Source organism: Novosphingobium sp. (assembly GCF_036820275.1).
Lineage (GTDB): Bacteria > Pseudomonadota > Alphaproteobacteria > Sphingomonadales > Sphingomonadaceae > Novosphingobium.
In genome coordinates, this window is record NZ_DAISLT010000004.1 from 231341 (window position 1) to 252508 (window position 21168).

Sequence of the window (21168 nt, forward strand, 5' to 3'; positions counted from 1 at the left end):
AAACCAGAAATGCCCGGTGCGATTCGTCGCACCGGGCATTTTCATTGGCGTCCGGACAAGATAGAATCCCGGCCATTGTCAAGAACTGGGCTGAGAACCGGCCTGAGCACTGGAGTTCCCGGGGTGGTAAACCTGAAGAATAGAGGCCTGCTGCGCGGTCTCTCGCTGATGACGGGCTCGCTCGTCGCCCTGCTTTCGGGTTGCGGCCCCAAGGAAGTCGCCGTGGCGCCGCCGCCGCCGCCGCCCGTGGTGGTGATCCCGCCGCGGCCGATGCCGCCGCTCGGCGCTTCGCCCAACATGATCGTTCCCGCGCTGGCGGTCGACGGTTCGCGTCGCACCGTGAACACCGGCGTTTCTTCGGCCCAGACGGTCTGGAACCTGCGCTCCGCCTACAATGTCGCGGCGCTGAACTGCGTCGGGCCGCAGTACGAGCCGATCCTGGCCGGCTACAAGGACTTCCTGAAGAAGCACCTGAAATCGCTGACTGCGGCGAACAAGGCCTTGGATAAGGAATTCAAGACCCGCTACGGCGCCAAGTCGGTGCGCGAGCGTGAATCCTACCAGACGCAGGTCTACAACTTCTTCGCGCTGCCGCCGGTGGTTCCCGCGCTTTGCAACGCGGCGATGGGCCTGTCGGTCGATCTCCAGGCGGTGCCTGCGGGCCAGCTCGACGGTTTCGCCGTGACCGGCCTTGCCAAGGCGGAGGCTCCGTTCAAGGAGTTCTTCAACAGCTACGACCAGTACCGCGCCGATCTCGCGGCCTGGGAATCCCGCTACGGTGCCGGCGCCACGGCCGGCGCGCCCGCGCCGACGACGCCGGTGGCGGTCGGCCCGGCCGTCAATCAGCAGGCTTCTTCGCGTTAAGGAGGGCGCGCGGGAATGCCCTCATCGGCATTCCCGCGCGCCCCCGCGAATCTTCAGACACCTTCATTTTTGCTCTTTCATGCCGAAGAGCAGTTCGCTAAGGGAGCGCCTCGCAGAGCGCTTGCGCCTTGCGAATATACTGGAACGGGGCCGTAGCTCAGATGGGAGAGCGCGTCGTTCGCAATGACGAGGTCAGGGGTTCGATCCCCCTCGGCTCCACCAGTATTCAGGATTGATGCGTGTCCGGTCTCGCGCCGGGCATCACCCGGCCCGAGACACGGCCGGGTTTTTTGTTTATCTGCGAAGCGGGCTTTTCCGTGCCGAGAGGCACCGGGAAGCGCCCGCCTCGCAAGGCACTGGAAGAGAGCCGGTGCCGCCCCGGCGGAAGCTCCGCCAGACCACATCAGCTCTCAGGATTGCCGGAAACAAGACTCATGCATTTTCTCGACCAGGCCAAGATCTACATCCGTTCGGGCGGCGGCGGTCCGGGTGCGGTTTCCTTCCGGCGCGAGAAGTACGTCGAATACGGCGGCCCCGACGGCGGCAACGGCGGCAAGGGCGGCGACGTGATCTTCGAGGCCGTGGCCGGACTCAACACGCTGATCGACTTCCGCTACACCCAGCACTTCAAGGCCCCGCGCGGCGGCCACGGCATGGGCAAGAACCGTAACGGTGCAGCGGGCAAGGATCTTGTCATCAAGGTTCCGGTCGGCACCCAGATCATCGACGACGAGGACCGCGAGACCGTCCTGGCCGACCTCACCGAGGCAGGCCAGCAGGTCGTGCTGCTCGAAGGCGGCATGGGCGGTCGCGGCAACGCCAGCTACAAGACCAGCACCAACCGCGCGCCGCGCCAGCACCAGCCGGGCATCTCGCCGCAGGAGCTGTGGGTCTGGTTGCGCCTCAAACTGCTGGCCGACGTCGGCCTCGTCGGCATGCCCAATGCGGGCAAGTCGACCTTCATCAACAAGCTGTCGAACACCAAGGCCAAAGTCGGTGACTATGCCTTCACCACGCTGCGCCCGCAGCTGGGCGTCGTCACCCACAAGAACCGCGAGTTCGTGCTGGCCGACATTCCCGGCCTGATCGCCGGCGCCGCGGATGGTGCGGGCATCGGCGACCGCTTCCTCGGCCATATCGAGCGCTGCCGCGTGCTCGTCCACCTCATCGACATTTCCAGCACCGACCCGGTGGAGGCGATGCAGATCGTCGAGGAAGAGCTGGAAGCCTACGGCGAAGGGCTTGAGGACAAGCCGCGCCTCGTCGCGCTCAACAAGATCGATCTCGTGGACGACGCCCTGGCGGCGGACTACGCGAAGGAACTGCTCAAGGCCGGTGCCGACGAAGTGTTCCCGATCTCGGGCGCGACCGGCAAGGGCATGTCGAAGCTGCTCGATGCGGTGATCGACTATCTTCCCGCCGCCACCGTGACCGAACGTCCGGAAGGCGAGCGCGAGGAAGCCGACGACAAGCCCTGGTCGCCGATCTGAGCTGATAAGTACGCGCGGGCGGCGGAGCCGTCGCTCGCCTTTATTCGGTTGCGTTTCAAAGCCATGTTGGCAGGGCCAGTGGTCCTCGCTAGACCATGGCGATGACGCTCCTGAAGACGCTTCTCGGCCCCGGACTATTTGCTGGCGCGCTGCTCCTGTCCCCGGCCGCTGCTTTCGCGCAGGACGCGCCGCTGCGGGAGGTTTCCAGCCGGCCCATCGCGCTCGGCACCAGCTACCAGCTTCATTCGGCCGTTCTGGACGACGAGCGCGAGCTGAACGTCTGGCTGCCGACCGGCTACGAGAAGTCTAAGGATCGTTATCCGGTCGTCTACCTGCTGGACGGCGGGCTGGACCAGGACTTCGTCCATATCGCCGGTCTCGGCAATCTCGCCTCGCTCAGCTGGACATACGGCCCGATGATCGTGGTCGGCGTGCAGACGAAGAACCGCCGCGCCGAACTGACTGCGCGACCCACCGATCCGCGCTACCTTTCCGCCTTCCCCGAAAGCGGCGGCGCCGACAAGTTCCGCCGCTTCCTGCGGCAGGAAGTCGTGCCTTTCGTGGAGGCGCGCTTCCGTACCGGAGAGCGGCGCGCGATTATGGGCGAATCGCTGGCGGGGCTTTTCGTCGTCGACACTCTCCTCAACGATCCCACCCTGTTCGGGGACTATGTGGCGATCAGCCCCAGCCTCTGGTGGGACGATCGCCGCCCGCTCGCCTATCTCGATCGGACGGCGCACCTGAAGGACATGACCAAGGCACGGCTCTATCTTGCGGTGGGGGATGAAGGCGGAACGATGCAGGACGGGATCGACCGTCTCCGCACCTTCCTTGCCGCGCAGTCGCCCGAACGGATCGCGGTGCGTTACGACGATTTCAGCAAGAGCGCCTCCCACGCCACCGTCTATCACCACGCGGCGGAAGACGCGCTGCGTTGGCTTTACCCGGCACCGCCCTATGAAGGCGATGGCACGCCGTGGTTCATGATCGAGGGGGCTTCCCCGCCGCCGCGAAAATAGCACTGCCACGCGGTCGCTGCCGTCGCTATGGGGCGGGAGATGGACAGGAACTCAATCCCTCTGCGCAAGCCGGTCGACGGCAAGGCCGCGCTTCTGATGATCGGTCTCTGCGCGATCTGGGGCATGCAACAGACCGCGCTGAAGGCCGTCGCCTCGGACATGGCGCCGGTCCTGCAGATCAGCCTGCGTTCCGGGATTGCGGCGCTGTTCATTGCCGCCTTGGTCTTTGCGCGGGGCGAGAGCCATGCCCTGCGCGGCGGCACCTGGAAGCCGGGCGCGGCGATCGGCGCGCTCTTCGCGCTCGAATACCTGTTCATGGGCGAGGGGCTGCGCTTCACCAATGCCTCGCACATGGGGATTTTCCTTTATACGGCCCCGATCTTCACCGCGCTGGGCCTCCATTTCGGCGTGCCCGAAGAGCGCCTGAGTCCGCTGCAATGGCTGGGCATCGTCACTGCGTTTGGCGGGGTGGCGGTCTCTTTTCTTGGCGGCGCGGGCAGCGGGCCTGCGCGCAGCGCGGCCTGGATCGGCGACCTCATGGGCATCGGCGCCGGGGCGGCCTGGGGCGCGACGACGCTGACCTTGCGCTTCTCCCGGCTTTCGCAGGCGCCCAGCACGGTGACGACGCTCTACCAGTTGCTCGGCGCCTTCGTGCTGCTCGGCCTGCTTGCGCTTGCCACCGGGCAGACCGGGGTGACGGTCACGCCGCTGCTGGCATTGAGCATGACGTTCCAGATCGTCTTCGTATCGCTGATCAGCCTGCTGGTCTGGTTCGGGATGTTGCGGGTCTATCTGGCCTCGCGGCTCGGCGTGCTCTCGTTCATGACGCCGCTGTTCGGCGTCGTCTTCGGCGTCGTCTTGCTGAACGAGCGGCTTGAACCGGCCTTCATCGGCGGCGCGCTCATGGTCATTGCCGGTATCCTGCTGGTCAGCGGGCACGAGATGTTTCGTGCCCGGCAGGCGAAGCGGGTCGCTTCGACGGGATAAGCGGGACGTCCTCCCGTTCCCTGCGCGGGACGGGGAGGAAACGCTTTCTTGCGCAAGTGCTTTCCACGAATCGGCAACTGTCTTACAGGCCTGCGTCGATGCCCATATCGCGCCTTTCCGATCTCTCCGACAGAGCTCTCGCACCCCGCCTCGTCATCAAGGTCGGCTCGGCGCTGCTCGTCGGCAAGGAAGGCGCCCGGCGTGCCTGGCTGACCGCATTGGTCGCCGAGATCGCCGAAGCGCGCGCGCGCGGACAGGACGTGATCGTCGTTTCCTCGGGCGCCATCGCGCTGGGCGCGGCCACTTTGGGGCTGGAGAAGGGCGGACGCGGCTCGCTCGCCGATGCGCAGGCTTCCGCCGCTGTCGGCCAGATCGCGCTGTCCGGCCTCTGGGCCGAACTGCTCGGCAGCCATGGCCTGACCGCCGCGCAGATGCTGCTGACGCTGGACGACCTTGAAGATCGCCGCCGCTACCTCAACGTCACTGCCACGCTCACGCGCCTGCTCGATGCGGGCGCGGTGCCGGTCATCAACGAGAACGATTCGGTCGCGACGCAGGAAATCCGCTTCGGCGACAACGACCGTCTCGCCGCCCGCGTCGCCCAGGCCGCGCAGGCGAGCGCCGTGCTGCTGCTCTCCGACATCGACGGCCTCTACGACCGTCACCCGAAGGAGCCGGGTGCGAAGATGATCCCGGTGGTCGAGGGCGTGACGAGCGAGGTCCACGCCATGGCCAGCACCGAATCGAACTCGGGCATGGGTTCGGGCGGCATGGTTTCGAAATTGCAGGCGGCCGAGATCGCCGAACTGGCGGGCATCTGCCTCGTCATCGGCAATGGCCAGCACGAGCGTCCGGTGGAACGCATCATCGCGCAGGGTATCGGCACGCTGTTCCTCCCCCGCCGAAAGGCCGGCGCGCGCAAGGCCTGGCTCGGCGGACGGCTGCGGCTCAAGGGCAGCATCCATGTCGATGCCGGTGCCGCCGCGGCGCTGGTGCGGGGATCGAGCCTGCTCGCCAAGGGCGTTACCGGGGTGGAAGGCCACTTCGAGCGCGGCGATCCCGTCGCCATCGTCGATGCCGAGGCGCGCGTCGTCGCCCATGGGCTGTCCGAATATCACGCCGGGGAATGCGATGCGATCCGGGGGCTGCACTCCAGCGAGCAGGCCGAAGTGCTCGGTTATTCGCCCCGTTCATCCGTGGTGCATCGCGACCAGCTTGTTCTGAAATGATGGAATTCGATCGCCCCACCATCGCGCTGACCGGAGCCACTGGCTTCGTCGGCCAGTCGCTGCTCGATGAAGCCGTCGCCGCCGGATACAACGTCCGCGCGCTCACCCGCCGCGAGCAGGAGCCGCGCGAGAACGTCACCTGGGTTCGTGGCGAGCTGCGGGACACCGCCTCGCTCTCCGAACTGACGCGCGGGGCCGAGGCGATCCTGCATGTGGCGGGCGTGGTCAGCGCCCCCGACGCCGCGGGTTACGAGGCGGGCAACGTCACCGGCACGCTCAACGTGATCGAGACGGCGGTGGCCAAAGGTATCCGCCGCCTCGTCTTCGTCTCCTCGCTCTCCGCCCGCGAGCCGGGGCTTTCCGCCTATGGCGCCTCCAAGGCCAAGGCCGAGAAGTACCTGCGCGCCAGCCCGCTCGACTGGACGATCGTGCGTCCGCCCGCGATCTACGGCCCGCGCGACAGGGAGATGTTCGAACTGTTCCGCGTAGCGCGCTGGGGCGTGGTGCCGGTGCCCAGGGGCGGCTCGTCCTCGATGATCCACGTCGAGGACCTCGCCCGCCTGCTCGTGGCGCTGGTGCCGGGCGGCGAGGATGTGACCGGCAAACTCTTCGAACCGGACGACGGCAAGCCGCTCGGCTGGGACAATGTCGAGATGGCGCGCGCCATCGGTGCCGCCGTGGGGCGCCGCGTGCGGGTGCTCTCCCTGTCGGCGGGCGCTCTGAGCAAGGCTGCGAAAGTGGACCAGTTCCTGCGCGGTGACAGCGCCAAGATGACGGCCGATCGCGCCGGTTACATGAGCCACCCGGATTGGGTCGTCAGTGCGGAGGCTGCGGTGCCGGCTTCGATCTGGGAGCCGCGGATCGATACGCGCGATGGGCTGCGGGCCACTGCCGAGTGGTATCGGGCGAACGAGTGGCTTTGAAGAACCAGTAGGAAGTTCTGGGGCCCTTCGACAAGCTCAGGAGATCCCCCAGACCCTCGGAATGTCGGCGCCGCGCGCCGCCTATCCGTGGTGCGCTCCCTGCGGCGCAGCCAATAAGTCTCCCGACGCAGCCATGGGCGCGCGACGCAGTTGGTCCGCGTGACCTCGACAGTAACGGGGTGCAGGGGTGATAACCCCTGCTTTGCCCCTTTCTACTTAAAAGAAACCGCCGCCTGCACGACGCCCGCGCAAGGCCCGAACCCGATCGAAACCGCGCCTTCCGCCACGAAGCGGCCCGAAAGCGCCAGCTCGTCGCCGTCCTGAAGGAACGTGCGCGTCTCGCCGGTCGGCAGCGTTACCTTTTTCCGGCCGGATCGGGTGATCTCCATCAGGCTGCCTTGCGAGCCGTCCTCCGGGCCGGAGATCGTGCCGGTGCCGAGCAGGTCTCCGGGGTTCATCTCGCAGCCGTTGGAGGCGTGGTGCGTCACCATCTGCGCGATGGTCCAGTACATGTTGCTGGCCGGGCCGTTGCTGAGGCGCTGGACGGGCAGGCCTTCGCCGCGCATCTTTTCGGTGCTGAGGCTCACTTCGAGATCGAGCGAGAGCGCGCCTTCGCGCTGGTCGGCCTCGTCCCAGAGGTAGGGCAGGGGCTTGGGGTCGCCTTCGGGGCGCGGGGCCTGCGCGATGCGGAACGGCGCGAGCGCTTCCATCGTCACGATCCAGGGCGAGACGGTGGTGAGGAAGTTCTTCGCGAGGAACGGCCCGAGCGGCTGGTATTCCCAGGCCTGGACGTCGCGCGCGGACCAGTCGTTGAGCAGGGTCACGCCGGCGACGTGATCGAGCGCCTCGCCGATGGGGATCGGCTGGCCGAGTTCGTTGCCCTGCGCCATCCACACGCCGAGTTCCAGTTCGTAGTCCAGCCTTCCGATCGGGCCGAACGAGGGACCTTCCGCGTCGGGGGCCTTGGTCTGGCCGTTGGGGCGGATCACCGGAGCGCCGCTCGGGCGCACGGTGGAGGCGCGGCCGTGGTAGCCGATGGGGACGTGCTTGTAGTTCGGCAGCAGCGGATTGTCGGGGCGGAACAGCGTGCCGATGTTGGTGGCGTGATGGATGCCGACGTAGAAGTCGGTGTAGTCCGCGATTCTTGCGGGCAGGTGGAGCGTGGCGTCCGATATCGCCACCAGCAACGGCTCGACTTGCGCGCGCTCGGCGGCGCCTTCGGCCAGCAGTGCGGAAAGGCGGCGGCGCAGGGCGCGACGCGGGGCCGCGCCGAGGGCGAGCAGCGGGTTTAGCGTATCGCCCGAACCGGCGCGGGCGGCTTCCAGCGCCTCGCCTTCGAGCAGGCCGGACCCGGCGAGCGCGGCGAGGTCGAGAATGTGATCCCCGATGGCGACGCCGCCGCGCGCGGTTTCGCCGGGGCGCGAGAACACGCCCAACGGCAGGTTCTGGATCGGGAAATCGCCGTGGCCATTCGCGCTGTCCACCCAGGAGCGCAGTGCGGCGTCATGGGTTTCGTCGATCAGGGCCATGGGATTCTCCTCTTCCGTTTATGCTTGGAGCGCTTCCCTACCCGGTTGAAATGACGGCGTCACGGCTCCTCTTCGACCCCGTCACCCGGATTGTCCCAGCCTTGGGTCTCGGTCATGACGAAGGGCACCGGATTGCCGCGCGCATCGCGGGCGGGGCGGAAGCGGAAGCGTTCGGTGATGGCGCGGCAGGTCTCGCTGTCCACGTCCGGCCTGCCGCTGGAAGCGACGACGGTGCAGCCGCTGACCCGGCCGTCCGCGCCGATGCGGTAGCGCACGGTGATCTGCGCGCCGCTGCGGGACTTGCGCAAGTCCGCCGGAAGGTCGGAAAAACGGATGCGTCCGGCGGTCTGGCGCGGATATGTGGCGACACCGGCGTTGCGACCGGCCCCGTCGCCGTTCCGGCCGCCGCCGCCGGTCCCCTCGCCATCACCGCCCGCGCCGCTGCCGGCCCCCGCCGCGCCCGCGCCTTGGGCGGACTGCGCGCCTTCGCCGGGGCGCGGTGCTGCGAGGATCGGTGGAGTGATCGGCAGGATCACCACCGGCGGCGGCGCGACGATGGGTGAGGCCTCGGCCTTGCGGCCTTCCGGCGCGGCATTGTTCCTGGGGGTAGGCGCGGATTTTTCCGTAAGGGGCCGCTCGGGAGGAGGCGGCGGCGGCCTGTCCGGCACTGCCGTGACGGCGGTCAGCACCGCGCGGGCGGGAAGGAGCGGCAGGTTCGCGCGCAGCCCGATTGCCAGCGCGATAACGCCGGCGCCGACGATCGCCGCCGAAGCGAGGGCGGACAGCAGCCGGTCTCGTCGGGGCACCTGCAAGCCTGCGTTCTCCTGTACCGCATCCTGTCCCTTCCGAAAAAACAAGTGGAGACCACGAAGGCTCCCGGCCGGTTCAAAGGCGGGCAGGTCGGGGCGAGCTGCGATAAATGGTTAGGGCCACTGCGGAACCTTGGGTTCGTAACGTCGTTACTCTGCCAACGACACAATTTGCGGAGAAACGGCAATGACTCTACTTCTCATTCTCCTCGTCGGCGGTGTCATCGGCTGGCTGGCTTCGATCGTGATGCGCACCGATGCGCAACAGGGTATTTTCCTGAACGTGGTTGTCGGCGTGGTCGGCGCGCTGATCGCGGGCCTGCTCATCACCCCGCTGATCGGCGGCGCGCCCATCACCAGCGGCGCCTTCGACATCATGTCGCTGTTCGCCTCGTTCCTGGGTGCGGTTGTCCTGCTGGCGATCGTCAACCTGTTCCGTCGCGGCTCGATCCGGTAAAAGGACGGTTCGCGGCACCATTCGGGGTCGCCAAGGAGGCTGGCGCGTCCTCCAAACCCAAACGCGCCCTTTTTAACAGGGATAAGGATGCCTGACATGAAAGCCATGAACACTTCGCGTCTTGCCATGATAGCAGTCGTCGCCGCCGGTTCGCTGGGCCTTGCGGCCTGCAACAACAAGGCCGACGACGCGACCGAGAAGCAGGCCGATGCCGTGGAACAGTCGTCCGACGCGGCCGCAGACGCCCTGCGCGACCAGGCGGACACGATGACCGGTTCCGCTTCCGAAGCCGTGGATCAAAAGGCCGATGCCGTGGAAGCGGCAGGCAAGGCCAAGTCGGACGCACTGGAAAACAAGGCGGACGAAATCAAGAAGCAGAATTGATCGTTCGCCTGCAATCCCCTTGCAGCGAAACCCGGAAGGATGGCGGTCTCCGCCATCCTTCTTGCGTTGTGGGCAGGCTTCGGGGCAACGAAGCGGCTCACCGAGCGGGCGGATGGCACCGGCAAGCTGCGCTATCGCATTTACAATCAAAATCCCGCCGATAGATGCTTGAATTGTCGGGCAAGAGGGCAGACATAGCCCCGGAAACAAGATGCATCCGTTCGATGCGCTCTCCGCATGCCTGCGGGGCGTGCAGTCCAAGCCTTTGATAACCTGAAACAGGAAGACAGCCATGACCATTTCGCTGATGCCGCTGCCCTATGCGCAGGATGCGCTCGAACCGCACATCTCGTCCAAGACCCTGGAAATCCACCACGGCGCCCACCACAAGACTTACGTCGACAAGCTGAACGCTGCCATCGAAGGCACCGACAACGCCGACAAGTCGGTCGAGGAAATCGCCAAGCTCGCCTCGGGCCCGCTGTTCAACAACGCCGCGCAGACCTGGAACCACGGTTTCTACTGGCACTCGCTGAACCCCGCCAAGACCGCGCCGAGCGCTGCCCTGCTGGCCGCGATCGAAGCCGACTTCGGTTCGCTCGACGCCCTGCTGGAAGCGCTCTCGAACGAAGCCGTCAACCACTTCGCTTCGGGCTGGGCATGGCTCGTCGTCGACGGCGGCAAGCTCAAGGTCATCTCGACCCATGACGCGGGCACCCCGATCACCACCGACGTCAACCCGCTCATCACCATCGACGTCTGGGAGCACGCCTACTACATCGACCAGATGAACAAGCGTCCGGTCTATGTGAAGACGGTTCTCGAAAACCTCATCAACTGGGACTTCGCCTCGGAGAACTTCGAGCGCGGCACGGCTTGGACCTACCCGGCCTGATTTCCGGCAGCCGCAAGGCTGACATGACACGCTGAATCGGGCCGGGTCGCCGCTGCAAAGCGCGATCCGGCCCGCAGCATTTCCGGCATCTTTTTTTTCAGGACATTCAATATGGATATCGGCTTCATCGGTCTCGGCGCGATGGGCAGCGCCATGGCGCGCAACCTCGCGGCGGCAGGGCACAGGGTACGCGCGTGGAACCGCTCGGGCGGCACGGTGGAAGGCGTCGAGATGGTCGCCACCCCCGCCGAAGCCTTCGCCGGCGACGCGGTGCTGACGATGCTCTCGGAAGACGGTGCGATCCGCGAGGTCCTGCTCGACAGCGGCGTGCTGGACGCGGCGCCCAAGGGCGTGGTCCATCTCGTCTGCTCGACGATCTCGGTCGCCTTCGCGCGCGAACTGGTGGAGCGGCACGCGGCGGCTGGCGTCGGCTATCTCTCGACCCCGGTGCTCGGTCGTCCCGACGTGGCGGCAGCGGGCCAGCTCAACGTGATCCTGGGCGGTCCGGCCGAGCATGCGGCACGGCTGGAGCCGGTCTTCGCCGCGATCGCCGGGAAGGTCTGGGACATGGGCGAGGACGCCACCGTCGCCAATGCCGCCAAGATCGCCTGCAACATGATGATCACCATGGCCATCGAAGGCATGGCCGAGGCGGTCGTGCTGACGGAAGGCAAGGGCCTGCCGCGCGAAAAGTTCTTCGAGCTGATGCTGGGCACCCTGTTTGGCAGCCGCGTCTACCAGAACTATTCGGGCATCATCGCCGAGCGCAAGTACGAGCCGGGCTTCAAGGCCGTGCTCGGCCTCAAGGACTTGCGTCTCGCCCGCGAACTGGCCGCCGAAACGGCGCCGGGAACGCAAGGCAGCCTGCCGATGCTCGACGCCATCCACGCGCGGATGGGCGAGGCGATCGCGGCGGGCCACGCGGACCGCGACTGGGGCGTGATGGCGGAATATACTATCGACACGGCTAAAGGCTGAGTCGGGGGTATCGGTTTCGGGGGCTTAAGCTTCCGGTCTTTCCGGGGATGTCCGCGCGGACGTCCCCGGAAAAGACATCAGCGCGAGCGGTGCTCGCCGACTTCCAGCAGTTCCGCCTCGCCGTTGAGCATACGCGCCAGGTCGGCGCGAGCGCGGGCGACGCGGCTTTTCATGGTCCCGATCGGACAACCGGCGATATCCGCCGCTTCCTCGTAGCTGAAGCCCGAGGCGCCGACGAGCAGCACGGCCTCGCGCCGTTCGGGGGCGAGCTTCTGCAAGGCGGTTTCCATGTCGCCGAGGTGCAGGGGGCCTTCCTGGTCCGCCTCCATCACTAGCATGCGTTCCACCGCGCCTTCGTCGAGGTCGGTCTGGCGCTTGCTCTTGCGCAGTTCGGACAAGTAGTGGTTGCGCAGGATCGCGAAAGTCCAGGCGCGCATGTTGGTGCCCGCCGTGTAGCGGTCGCGCGCGGTCCAGGCCTTGATCGCGGCTTCCTGCACGAGATCGTCGGCGAAATCCGGTCGGCCGGACAGGCCGCGGGCGAAAGCGCGCAAGTGGGGAAGCACGGTCAGCAGTTCGCGGCGGAACGATTCGTCCTCGGGGCGGGGGATGCTGGGATCGGGGCGCTCGGCAGCGCCAGTGCCGGAAGCTTTCGCGTCAGGCATCGTCCGCCCCGTCCAGCTTCTTGAGAAGATCCCTGAAGCTGTCCGGAAGCGGTTCGTCCACCACGGAGTTGTAGAGCTTCCTCAATCCTCCGGCCCAGCCCGGTTCTCCGTCCCTGCGCACTTCGGGCGGCAGGCCTGGATTCGCCGAATCGCCCCCTCCCTGAGCGCTCAGGCGTTCCGCGCCATGTCCTTTGGATTGATTCAACTTAGACTCCATCGCAACTTGGACACTTGCTTGCTGGCCGGGAGCGGGTCAAGAGTCATGCTGCAACCGCGTTGCAGCGCCGTCGAAGGCAGACCGATCCACTGTCCTATCGCCGGCAAGGCAACCGAACGTCGTTTTCGTTGGAACAATTGAGGTCGGTCTTGGTTCCCTCAGCTACAAAGTCTTGTCCCGGCCTGCCTCGCAATCTGTCTCGCGAAGGGTCCGGGGCATGGCGATGCTCCTGAGAAAAGATGCGGCTCGGCTGAAATGGCGTGGATTTCCGGTGATTGACCAGGCTCTGCTCGACAGGGTGCAGAAGCAGGCGTGGTTCCACAAGTATCCGCGCGGCTGGCCGTTCCTGCTGTTCATCATCGCGTCGATAACCACGGCCGTCTCGGTCATGGCGATCGAGCGGGCGGACCGCCAGACCCGCCAGGTCGAGCTGGACCGCAACCTCACCGAGATATCTTCCGCATTGCAGCGCCGCGCGACCGAGAACATCGCGCTGCTGCGCGCAGGCGCCGCCCTCTTCGCCACGCAGGAACAGGTCAGCGCCGCGCAGTTCCGCTCCTTTGCCGAGGATCTCCAGGGCAAGGGCGATCTCTACGGCTCGCTGGGCATGGGCTGGGCGCCGCTGGTGCAGGTCGACCGGGTGACCAATCTGGAACTGTCGATCCAGGGCACCGAGCGCCCCGATTTCCTCGTCTATCCGCGGCCCGACTATTCCCGGCGCTACGTTGCGCCGATCGTCTACCTCGAACCCGACGACGGCACGAACCGCGCGGCGGTCGGCTACGACATGCTGTCCGAAGACGTCCGCCGCGCCGCGATGGAGCGGGCGATGAAGGTCGGCAAGCCGGTCGCCTCCGGCAAGGTCCATCTCGTGCAGGACGTGGGAAACAAGCAGCAGACGCCGGGTTTCCTGATCTACATGCCGGTGATCGCGCCGCGTTCGGGCGGGGAGGTGAAGGGCTTCGTATTCAGTCCTTTCCGCGCCGAGACTTTCCTGGAATCGGCCAGCGAACTCTATCGCAACAACAATATCGACGTGGCGGTCTATGACGGTTCGGTGGAGCCGGACAGGCTGCTGGCCGAGCGCCACGCCGAAGGCTCCGCCGGGCCGCAGATGGAGCGGCGCATCGACCTCGGCAGCCACACTTGGGTGGTCGTCATCAGCGACCGCAAGAGCGGGATGCTCTCCACCGCCTCGCGCATAACCCTGTTCTTCGGCGCGCTCGCCTCGCTGATGGTCATGGCGATCGGGCGGCTCATCACCCGCCGCGCCGCCGAGGACCGCATGGTGCTGGAATGGCTCCAGAGCCAGGCGGCGATCCGCAACTCGCTCACCCGCGAGCTGAACCACCGCGTCAAGAACACCCTGGCCAACGTGCTGTCGATCGCCGCGCTCACCCGGCGCCGCGCTACCGATATCGACGACTTCACCGAAAGCCTCACCGCCCGCATCCGCGCGCTTTCCGCCACGCACGATCTCCTGTCCCAGTCGGACTGGACCCATGCGATCCTCGGCGATGTCGTGCGCTCGGAACTGGCGCCCTACATGGAGGGCAACGAGAGCCACGTCGAACTCTCGGGCCCGGAGATCCGGCTGGCGCCCAACGATGCCATGTCGCTGGGCCTCGCCATCCACGAACTGGCCACCAACGCCGCGAAATACGGCGCGCTCAGCACCAGCGGCGGGCGCATCCACGTCAACTGGACGCTGGTCCGCCCCGACCTTGCCGAACTCGACTGGCGCGAGGAAGGCGGCCCGCCGGTGCGCGAACCCACCAAGCGAGGCTTCGGCCGCGACCTGATCGAGAAGATCGTCGCGCACGAACTCAAGTCTGAAGTCGATCTCCGCTTCAAGCCGGAAGGCGTCGAGTGCCGCCTCAAGGTTCCGGTACGCGCCAGCCGCGAATTCGCTCTGCGGACCGAGCGCAGATAGCACCGGCCTCTTCACCAAAACTTAGATGATTCGCCCCTAACGATGAACGAATGTTCATCCGGGAGGGGTGGGGACGTGGAATCACGGGGCTGGGATCGACGCATCGTCGACAAGAAGATCGAATGCCGGGAGGCGGGCCGGGAAATAAATGGACCGGACGGCCCGGTTTTTCTCCACGACCTGTCGGCCGGAGGCTGCATGGTCGAGTTCGCCGGGGGTGCGCCGACGATCGGTTCACGGATAGAACTGGAACTCTGCCGAGAACAGCACGCAAGCGGGGAAGTGGTCTGGCAGGTCGCAGGCTGCGCGGGCGTACGCTTCCTCGCTCCGGTTCACGATGCGGTCGTGCGCCACCTGGGCTTCCAGCCGCCGCTTTCGGAGGACATGCCGCGCGACCATTTCGGCCGTCTGCTGCCGCCTATCGATGCCGGGGAGCGGCGGTTCGGGCGTCGGCACTGAAGAGCAGGCAAAGGAAAAGCAGGGGAGCATAGCCCCCCTGCACCCCCAATACCGTCTGGGTCACGCGGGCCAACAGCGTCGTGCGCCCATGGTGTCGTCGGGAGACTTATTGGCTGCGCCGCAAGGGGCGCACTACGGCTAGGTCGTGCACAACGACGACATTCCGAGGGTCTGGGGGATCATCCCCCAGGACTTCCTCTTAATCTTCAACCGAGCGGCTTGCTCGACCCGAAGAACAGCGCCTGGCTGATCGCCGCGCGCACGGTGGCTTCCTGGAAAGGCTTGGTGACGAGGTAGGTCGGTTCGGGCCGCTCGCCGGTGAGCAGGCGTTCGGGGTAGGCGGTGATGAAGATCACCGGCACGTCGCCGAACTTGAGCAGGTCTTCCACCGCTTCGATCCCCGAGCTGCCGTCGGCCAGCTGGATATCGGCGAGGACGAGTCCGGCGGGCGAGCGTTCGAAGATGTCCAGCGCCTGGGCATGGGTGGCGGCGGTGCCGACCACGCGGTGGCCGAGGTCGCTGACGAGGCCTTCGAGCTGCATCGAGATCAGCGGTTCGTCCTCGATGATGAGCACGTCGGTCGTGCTCTCGCCTTCGATTTCGAGCACGGCCTGGGTCACCAGCGCATCGACGTCCTCTGGCGAGACGGCGAGGATGCGGGCGGTATCCTCGCGCGAGAATTCCTCCACGGTGGTCAGCAGCAGGGCCTGGCGGTGGGTCGGGGCGATCGTCGCGAGGCGGGTCTGTGCGGCCTGTTCGTGGCGGCCACCTTCCTGGTTCAGGCCCGGTTCCTCGATATGGCCGGTCGCCCAGATACGGGTGAAGGCGGCATAGAGGGCGGCGCGGCTGCGGGCGATATCGTCACGCAGCACCTTGTCGGCCAGGGCGGCTTCCAGCGTGGCGCGCACGTAAGTGTCGCCGGACTGCTGCGAGCCGGTCAGCGCGCGCGCGTAGCGGCGCAGGTAGGGCAGTTGGATGGCGATCTGGTCGGAGACGGACATCGAAATTCCTTGGATCGTGGGAAGCCGCGCTTCCCTGCTATTGGCCTGTTTTCTTCGTATCGGCGGCCCGCATCCCCTCCCGACCGGTCATCGATTTCTGACGCCGCAGGAAGGGCAGGGCAACCTCAAAATTTTTCACCGCCGCCGGTTCTTCCGGGAACCAACGCAGGACGCCCACGTTTGCTCCATGTCACCACTGGCTCCCCCACCCCCCGCAAACCGGTGGTGACCCGATCCCGGAGGCCTCCGTTCACGCAGAGTGGATGGAGGCCTCAAAGTTTACGGACGGGGGTTGTTCCCACGATGAACGGAAAAAAGTTCCGCCCGCCTTGCCCGGGGTTCCGTTTCCGTGATGCCGGATGATCGCGCACAGGCCTCGTTCTGTCTTGTATTGAACGCACGAAATCGCCGAAAACTGCGGTAAACCGTTTGGAACCTTTTCCGATAAGGCACTGCGCCGGAGCGATTTGGGGAACTTTGTGTGCATTAGTCGCGTTTGCCAATTCGACGGGTCCCGGAACGGGATCAGCCAAGGAGGGAACGCAATGACCGCAGCAACCGAAACCAGCGCCGGTGCCATCGCAGCAACCGGAATGCAGCAGGGTGCGGCCCACGTAGCGGGAGGGGAAGTGGCAACTCTCAGCGACCGGGATTTCAAGCGCGCGCTTGCCGATGTGGCGCCGCACCTTCGCGCCTTCGCGCGTGGCCTTTGCGGCTGCCGCGACCGTGCCGACGACCTTGCGCAGGAAGCGATGCTCCGCGCCTGGGCCGCGCGCGGCCGCTATGCCGCCGGGACCAATTTCAAGGCCTGGACGTTCACGATCCTGCGCAACCACTTCTATAGCGAGGCCCGCCGCGCCCGCTTCCACGGCGAGTACGACGAACTGGCCGCCGAGCGCATCCTGCGCGCGGAAGCCAGCCAGGAAAGCGCGATCGAACTGGCCGACGTGCTCCGCGCGCTGACCGCCATTCCCGAAACCTACCGCGAGGCGCTGATCCTGGTGGCGGCGGGGAACCTGTCCTACGAGGAAATCGCCCGCATCTGCGGCATTGCCCTGGGCACGGTGAAGAGCCGCATCTGCCGGGCTCGCTCGATGCTGTCGAAGGTCATCGAATCCGGCCAACTTCCGGATTTCCGCCACAACTTCGTTCTGACCGGGGATGCCATCGACGCGTTCTTCGCGGAACTGGTCAAGATCGCCAATGTCACTGACGAGCAGGACGATGCCGTCGCGGCGTGATGCGACCTCTGATGCAACCGGCGCCCTGCCCAAGGCGGGGCGCATGAAGGGACTGATGTGTCTTGGGTGCGATGACGGCCAATACTTCCGGTAATACCGCCAAGGTCCTCATCGTCGAGGACGAGTTTCTGGTGGCGCTGCAACTCGAAGACATTCTTTCCGACGGCGGCCACGCCGTGCTCGGCACTTTTCCCGATGCGGCTTCCGTGGCCGCCTTGGGGGAAGCGCCGGATGTCGCGCTGGTCGATCTCAACTTGCGCGACGGACTGACCGGGCCCGCCGTCGCCCGCGACCTGGCGGGGCGGTTCGGGGCGCGGGTGATCTACGTCACCGCGAATCCCGGCCAGATTGATATGCCTGCTCCGACGGCGGTGGGAATCGTCCAGAAGCCGTTTTCGCGACAGGCGATCCTCTCGGCCATCGCCTATGTGCTGGCGGGGTGTCCGGACAGTGCCCGCCCGGCGGAGCTGGAACCCCTCGCTCGCGCCTGAAGCGCGTCCCCGCACATCAATCCCTTGATCGCCGCCGCCGTCTCCCTCTCGCATCCATGCGAAAAGGGGCGCGGAGGGGCTGGCCTCCGCGCCCCCCGGGAGCACGGTGTTTACGCAGTCGACGAGGGATTCAGACCGCGCCCAACTCGTGCTCGCCAGCCTTTGACGGATCGATCGTGCCGCCGGTCGCTAGCTTGAACAGACCGGTGATGCCGACGTCCGAAGTCCAGACTTCGGCATCGTCGATCTCGAAGCGCAGCATGACGATGGCAGGATCGGCCTTGCCCTTGGGGAACCAAGCCTCGACGGCATTGCTCCAGTGCTTCTCGCGCACGGCGAGGTCGGTTTCCTCGACCAGGGTTCCGGCGATACAGGCGAAGACGTCGTGGCCCTTGGTCATGACCTGACCCATCGCCCGTCCGCCGCCGCCGATGCGGTTGTCGCGCTTGCAGAAGAACCACACGGCATGATGCGCTTCCTTGTCGAGCAGCGCCGTCATCGGCTCGGCGTGACCGTGGCCGCCTTCGAGCTTGATCATGATGAAGGGGCTGGCGGCGAAAGCCTTCCAGAACCTCTCGCGTACGTGGCTTTCCATGGCAGGTCTCCTCCTGATCGTTAACCAAGCAACGTTGCCGGACGCGGGGATGTTCCCGGATGCGGCGCGCGGTTCGGCGCGTTTGCGAACGCGCCGAACCGCAGGTTTCTAGTCTCGTTCATCGCCGGGCTTCTGCTCGGCGGCCAGTGCCAGTTCCTTCGGCTTGCGCTTCTCGAAGGTCTTGGCCATCTCGCGCTCGGCCTCGGCCGAAAGCGTCTTCGCGGCGGAGGGGAACATCTCCTCTTCCTCCTCGTCGATATGGTGGAGGTAGCGATGGCGCATGTCCTTGAACTTCATCAGCCAGGCGCCCGAACTCATGTCGATCTCCAGCAGTTCGCCAAGGAAGTCGTCGATTTCCTTGTGTTCCGAGACGGAGTGCCGCGCCTCGTCGCGCAAATCGGGGCAGGCGAGCATCGTCGCATAGAGCGACTCTTCCTCCGCCGCCGCGTGGGCCTGGAGTTCGCGGCGCAAGGCCTCGAACAGTTCGCGGCGTTCGGGGCTGTCGCCCTGCGTTTCGCCCAGCCGGGCAAGCATGTCGCGGTGGCGGTCGTGGTCGGCTTTGAGGTCCTTGAAGATTCGGGCGTCTGCCATGGTGTCGCTCCTGTCTGGGGCTGTTCTATGCAGGAGCAACGGCTGCCGGGGCGCGGCGGTTCCGCCTGATCGCCTGCCCGCCACAACTTCGCGCCGGATCGTGCGTTTCCATCGGACGAACGTTCGGGAGCTACGATGCCGCGCCTCACCTTTACCGATGCAGACGAACCGGGGATCACCCGCAAGGCGGTCCGGGGCGGGGGGCGTAGTGGCGGCAAGACGCCGGTGAAATGGGCCTACTTCGATCCGGACGGCGCGCGCATCCAGGACCGCGAGGAGATCGACCGGCTCAATCGCATCGCCCTGCCGCCCGCTTATGTCGACTGCTGGTTCTCGCCCGATCCCGAGGCGCACCTGCTGGCGACCGGCTTCGACGCGCGCGGGCGCAAGCAGTATCGCTACCATCCCGACTGGCGCGCCGATCGCGATGCCCGCAAGTTCGACCGCTGCGCCGCCTTCGGCCATGCCCTGCCGGGCCTGCGCAAGCGCGTGGCCGAGGATCTCGTGCTCGCGCGCTTGTGCCGCGAGCGGGCGGTGGCCTCGGTCGTCGCCCTGCTGGACAGCGCGGCGATGCGCATCGGCAACGAGCGCTATGCCCAGCAGAACCGCAGCTTCGGCGCCACGACCCTGCGCGGGCGCCATGCGACGCTCAAGGGGCGAACCCTGAAGCTGCGGTTCCGCGCCAAGCACGGCAAGCTGCGCGAGGTGCTGTCCAGCGACCGCGCGCTCGTCGCCTGCGTGCGCAAGATGCAGGACCTGCCGGGGCAGCACCTGTTCCAGTACCTCGATGAGGAAGGCTGCGCCTGCCCGGTCGGCTCGCAGGAGGTGAACGACTACCTTCACGAGACGATGGGCGAGGACTTTTCGGCCAAGGATTTCCGCACGTTCGCCGCGAGCGCCCTGGCGTTCGCGCGGATCCGGCGGGAGCCGGAAGTGACGCTCAAGGCGATGCTGGCGGATGTCGCCGAGCATCTCGGCAATACCCCGGCGATCGCGCGCAAGTCCTATGTCCACCCGGCGCTGATCGCCTTCGTGCGGGAGAGCGAGCCGGTGCCTGACCTGCCGCAAAGCCTGCCGCGCCGCACCCGCTGGATGGCGGCCGAAGAGCGCGGACTGATCGCCTTTCTCGAAGCCGCGCCGCCTGCGGCGAGTTGGGATTAAGGAAATGTAATCGGCTTGGGCTTTCCCTTGCGGCCGTTGCGGATTGCGACCGGGCCGAGGCGGAGGCACCATGGCCCGTCATGAAGGCTTTCCGATCCTGTTCTTTTGCCGCCCTGACCCTTGGAACGATTTTCTGGCCCGTACAGACGGTCGATGCCGAAGGCGGTGGAGATATCGTCGTTGAAGGTCGCCGTGATGAGAGAGTGCTCGACGGCGGCGAATGGCTCGTCTCCATTTCAAGGTCTTATCATTTCGGCAAAAGTCTGGATGGACGCGAGTTCGTTCCCGCGGCCGGCAAGGAGCGGGACTGGCGCTTCTGTATTCCGGCAACCCAGGTCGAAGCGCTGGTTACGCTCCTGACCGGGGAGGGGCATTCGGAATCGGCAGGCACAACCCACTGCCCGAAGCTCAAGGTGCGACTGGGCGATGGGCGTCTGCGGGCAACGCAGACCTGTCAGGGGGGGAATGTGTCGAGGTTCGACGAAACTAGGAAAAGAGTGATAACGGACAGAACCCGCGTGATCCTGACAGTAACCGGAACATACGATGCCGGGCAATTCAGGCTCGATTTCGACGACCGCAGGGAATTTGACGAATTCGACCCGACGATCGCGCGCAAGCCCGACCTTACCCAGTGGTCGATCACCGGCCGCCATCTGGGCGCTTGTGTGCCCCAAAGTGAAAAGCCCGACGCGCCCTGACACGGCGCGCGAGGCCCTGCTCAGCCCCGCTTGAGCCGACCGATCGCCGCGCGCACCTCGCGTTCGCCGTAGGGCTTGGTCACGACAGGCACGCCCTTGAACGCCCCGGACATCAACGAGCGTTCGCCATAGCCGCTGGCGAAGATGAACGGCACGCCGCGCGCCAGCAGGGCCTGTGCCACCGGCTCGCTGGTGTCCTTGCCGAGATTGACGTCGAGCATCGCGAAGGACACCCCACCGGTCTCGACGAGCGCCATGGCCGAAGCGACCGAGCCCTCGATCCGGCAGTCGTTGAAGCCCAGTCCGCGCAGCACGTCCTCCGCCTCCATGGCGATGATGACGTTATCCTCGACGATCAGCGCGATCCCGTCCTGGAGCGATCCCGCCAGATCGGCCGCTTCCGGCACATGGGGGGCGGGGCGGTCCTCGGAAGGGCTGGGCGTCTCGAAGCTGGCGATATGGTCCACGGGGATGAGGAACAGCGCCTTCAAGCCCTCGGGCGGATAGATCACCGAGGCCGAGCCGCCGAGTTCGTGCGGTATGGTGCGCTCG

24 protein-coding genes, 1 tRNA gene and 1 pseudogene are annotated in these 21168 nt (G+C 66.3%); 17 read left to right on the plus strand and 9 right to left on the minus strand.

Annotation, left to right across the window (positions count from 1 at the left end; all coding sequences use genetic code 11):
- Positions 1 to 123: 123 nt before the first annotated feature.
- The 7 genes from V7066_RS05275 to V7066_RS05305 all read left to right on the plus strand — a co-directional run bounded on the left by V7066_RS05275 (position 124) and on the right by V7066_RS05305 (position 6512).
- A complete protein-coding gene (locus V7066_RS05275) occupies positions 124 to 864 on the plus strand; it encodes a hypothetical protein (RefSeq protein ID WP_334182198.1) in 741 nt (246 codons plus the stop codon).
- A gap of 146 nt (positions 865 to 1010) precedes the next feature.
- Positions 1011 to 1086 (plus strand) — tRNA-Ala (locus V7066_RS05280).
- Between the two features lie 212 nt (positions 1087 to 1298).
- On the plus strand, positions 1299 to 2354 hold the full coding sequence (gene obgE / locus V7066_RS05285) for a GTPase ObgE (RefSeq protein WP_334182199.1): 1056 nt from the start codon (positions 1299 to 1301) through the stop codon (positions 2352 to 2354).
- A gap of 101 nt (positions 2355 to 2455) precedes the next feature.
- Positions 2456 to 3373 (plus strand): alpha/beta hydrolase, encoded by a 918-nt coding sequence (locus tag V7066_RS05290; RefSeq protein WP_334182200.1) that lies wholly within the window; start codon positions 2456 to 2458, stop codon positions 3371 to 3373.
- 39 nt (positions 3374 to 3412) lie between these two features.
- Entirely contained in the window at positions 3413 to 4360 is a 948-nt protein-coding gene (locus V7066_RS05295; protein ID WP_334182201.1) for a DMT family transporter, read from the plus strand.
- A 98-nt stretch (positions 4361 to 4458) separates the two neighbouring features.
- Positions 4459 to 5589: a glutamate 5-kinase gene (proB, locus tag V7066_RS05300; RefSeq protein WP_334182202.1), complete on the plus strand. Its 1131-nt coding sequence runs from the start codon at positions 4459 to 4461 to the stop codon at positions 5587 to 5589.
- Positions 5586 to 6512, plus strand: coding sequence for an NAD-dependent epimerase/dehydratase family protein (locus V7066_RS05305; RefSeq protein WP_334182203.1), 927 nt, complete (start codon positions 5586 to 5588; stop codon positions 6510 to 6512). The genes proB and V7066_RS05305 overlap by 4 nt, the downstream gene beginning before the upstream one ends.
- Positions 6513 to 6724: 212 nt before the next feature.
- Here the strand turns inward: V7066_RS05305 and fahA are convergent, their stop codons facing one another.
- Both fahA and V7066_RS05315 read right to left on the minus strand, forming a co-directional pair.
- Positions 6725 to 8041 (minus strand): fumarylacetoacetase, encoded by a 1317-nt coding sequence (fahA, locus tag V7066_RS05310; protein WP_334182204.1) that lies wholly within the window; start codon positions 8039 to 8041, stop codon positions 6725 to 6727.
- 59 nt (positions 8042 to 8100) lie between these two features.
- Complete coding sequence (locus V7066_RS05315) at positions 8101 to 8847, minus strand: TonB family protein (protein ID WP_334182225.1); 747 nt, start codon at positions 8845 to 8847, stop codon at positions 8101 to 8103.
- Between the two features lie 190 nt (positions 8848 to 9037).
- Between V7066_RS05315 and V7066_RS05320 the strand changes: the two genes are divergently transcribed.
- From V7066_RS05320 to V7066_RS05335, 4 genes are all read left to right on the plus strand, one after another.
- Positions 9038 to 9307: a GlsB/YeaQ/YmgE family stress response membrane protein gene (locus tag V7066_RS05320; protein WP_147218884.1), complete on the plus strand. Its 270-nt coding sequence runs from the start codon at positions 9038 to 9040 to the stop codon at positions 9305 to 9307.
- A gap of 96 nt (positions 9308 to 9403) precedes the next feature.
- Complete coding sequence (locus V7066_RS05325; protein ID WP_334182205.1) at positions 9404 to 9691, plus strand: hypothetical protein; 288 nt, start codon at positions 9404 to 9406, stop codon at positions 9689 to 9691.
- Between the two features lie 292 nt (positions 9692 to 9983).
- A complete protein-coding gene (locus V7066_RS05330) occupies positions 9984 to 10586 on the plus strand; it encodes a superoxide dismutase (RefSeq protein ID WP_334182206.1) in 603 nt (200 codons plus the stop codon).
- A gap of 111 nt (positions 10587 to 10697) precedes the next feature.
- Positions 10698 to 11564, plus strand: a complete 867-nt coding sequence (locus tag V7066_RS05335) for an NAD(P)-dependent oxidoreductase (RefSeq protein WP_334182207.1) — start codon at positions 10698 to 10700, stop codon at positions 11562 to 11564.
- 77 nt (positions 11565 to 11641) lie between these two features.
- Here V7066_RS05335 and V7066_RS05340 read toward each other — a convergent pair whose 3' ends face one another.
- Together V7066_RS05340 and V7066_RS05345 are read right to left on the minus strand one after the other, a co-directional pair.
- On the minus strand, positions 11642 to 12226 hold the full coding sequence (locus tag V7066_RS05340; protein ID WP_334182208.1) for a sigma-70 family RNA polymerase sigma factor: 585 nt from the start codon (positions 12224 to 12226) through the stop codon (positions 11642 to 11644).
- Positions 12219 to 12431 carry a NepR family anti-sigma factor gene (locus V7066_RS05345; RefSeq protein WP_334182209.1) on the minus strand — a complete coding sequence of 71 codons (213 nt, stop codon included), beginning with the start codon at positions 12429 to 12431 and terminating at the stop codon, positions 12219 to 12221. The genes V7066_RS05340 and V7066_RS05345 overlap by 8 nt, the downstream gene beginning before the upstream one ends.
- 283 nt (positions 12432 to 12714) lie before the next feature.
- On the opposite strand from V7066_RS05345, the gene V7066_RS05350 reads away from it, so the two are divergent.
- A complete protein-coding gene (locus V7066_RS05350; protein ID WP_334182210.1) occupies positions 12715 to 14376 on the plus strand; it encodes a CHASE domain-containing protein in 1662 nt (553 codons plus the stop codon).
- Positions 14377 to 14451: 75 nt separating this feature from the next.
- On the plus strand, positions 14452 to 14835 hold the full coding sequence (locus tag V7066_RS05355) for a PilZ domain-containing protein (protein WP_334182211.1): 384 nt from the start codon (positions 14452 to 14454) through the stop codon (positions 14833 to 14835).
- 206 nt (positions 14836 to 15041) lie between these two features.
- Here the strand turns inward: V7066_RS05355 and V7066_RS05360 are convergent, their stop codons facing one another.
- The gene (locus tag V7066_RS05360) at positions 15042 to 15836 is read right to left on the minus strand and encodes a response regulator (RefSeq protein ID WP_334182212.1); all 795 of its coding nucleotides are present in this window, start codon (positions 15834 to 15836) and stop codon (positions 15042 to 15044) included.
- Between the two features lie 37 nt (positions 15837 to 15873).
- Positions 15874 to 16014 carry a hypothetical protein gene (locus tag V7066_RS05365; RefSeq protein ID WP_334182213.1) on the minus strand — a complete coding sequence of 47 codons (141 nt, stop codon included), beginning with the start codon at positions 16012 to 16014 and terminating at the stop codon, positions 15874 to 15876.
- Positions 16015 to 16429: 415 nt separating this feature from the next.
- Between V7066_RS05365 and V7066_RS05370 the strand changes: the two genes are divergently transcribed.
- Both V7066_RS05370 and V7066_RS05375 read left to right on the plus strand, forming a co-directional pair.
- The gene (locus V7066_RS05370; RefSeq protein WP_334182226.1) at positions 16430 to 17077 is read left to right on the plus strand and encodes a sigma-70 family RNA polymerase sigma factor; all 648 of its coding nucleotides are present in this window, start codon (positions 16430 to 16432) and stop codon (positions 17075 to 17077) included.
- Positions 17078 to 17148: 71 nt separating this feature from the next.
- Positions 17149 to 17568 carry a response regulator gene (locus V7066_RS05375; protein ID WP_334182227.1) on the plus strand — a complete coding sequence of 140 codons (420 nt, stop codon included), beginning with the start codon at positions 17149 to 17151 and terminating at the stop codon, positions 17566 to 17568.
- A gap of 130 nt (positions 17569 to 17698) precedes the next feature.
- Here the strand turns inward: V7066_RS05375 and V7066_RS05380 are convergent, their stop codons facing one another.
- Both V7066_RS05380 and V7066_RS05385 read right to left on the minus strand, forming a co-directional pair.
- Entirely contained in the window at positions 17699 to 18163 is a 465-nt protein-coding gene (locus V7066_RS05380; RefSeq protein ID WP_334182214.1) for a pyridoxamine 5'-phosphate oxidase family protein, read from the minus strand.
- A 108-nt stretch (positions 18164 to 18271) separates the two neighbouring features.
- Positions 18272 to 18754: a hemerythrin domain-containing protein gene (locus V7066_RS05385; RefSeq protein ID WP_334182215.1), complete on the minus strand. Its 483-nt coding sequence runs from the start codon at positions 18752 to 18754 to the stop codon at positions 18272 to 18274.
- 135 nt (positions 18755 to 18889) lie between these two features.
- Here V7066_RS05385 and V7066_RS05390 point away from each other — a divergent pair, with 135 nt between their 5' ends.
- Both V7066_RS05390 and V7066_RS05395 read left to right on the plus strand, forming a co-directional pair.
- Entirely contained in the window at positions 18890 to 19915 is a 1026-nt protein-coding gene (locus tag V7066_RS05390; protein WP_334182216.1) for a DNA topoisomerase IB, read from the plus strand.
- 80 nt (positions 19916 to 19995) lie between these two features.
- Positions 19996 to 20616, plus strand: a complete 621-nt coding sequence (locus tag V7066_RS05395) for a hypothetical protein (RefSeq protein WP_334182217.1) — start codon at positions 19996 to 19998, stop codon at positions 20614 to 20616.
- A 20-nt stretch (positions 20617 to 20636) separates the two neighbouring features.
- Here the strand turns inward: V7066_RS05395 and V7066_RS05400 are convergent.
- A pseudogene (locus V7066_RS05400) lies at positions 20637 to 21168 on the minus strand (HWE histidine kinase domain-containing protein); the annotation flags it as partial.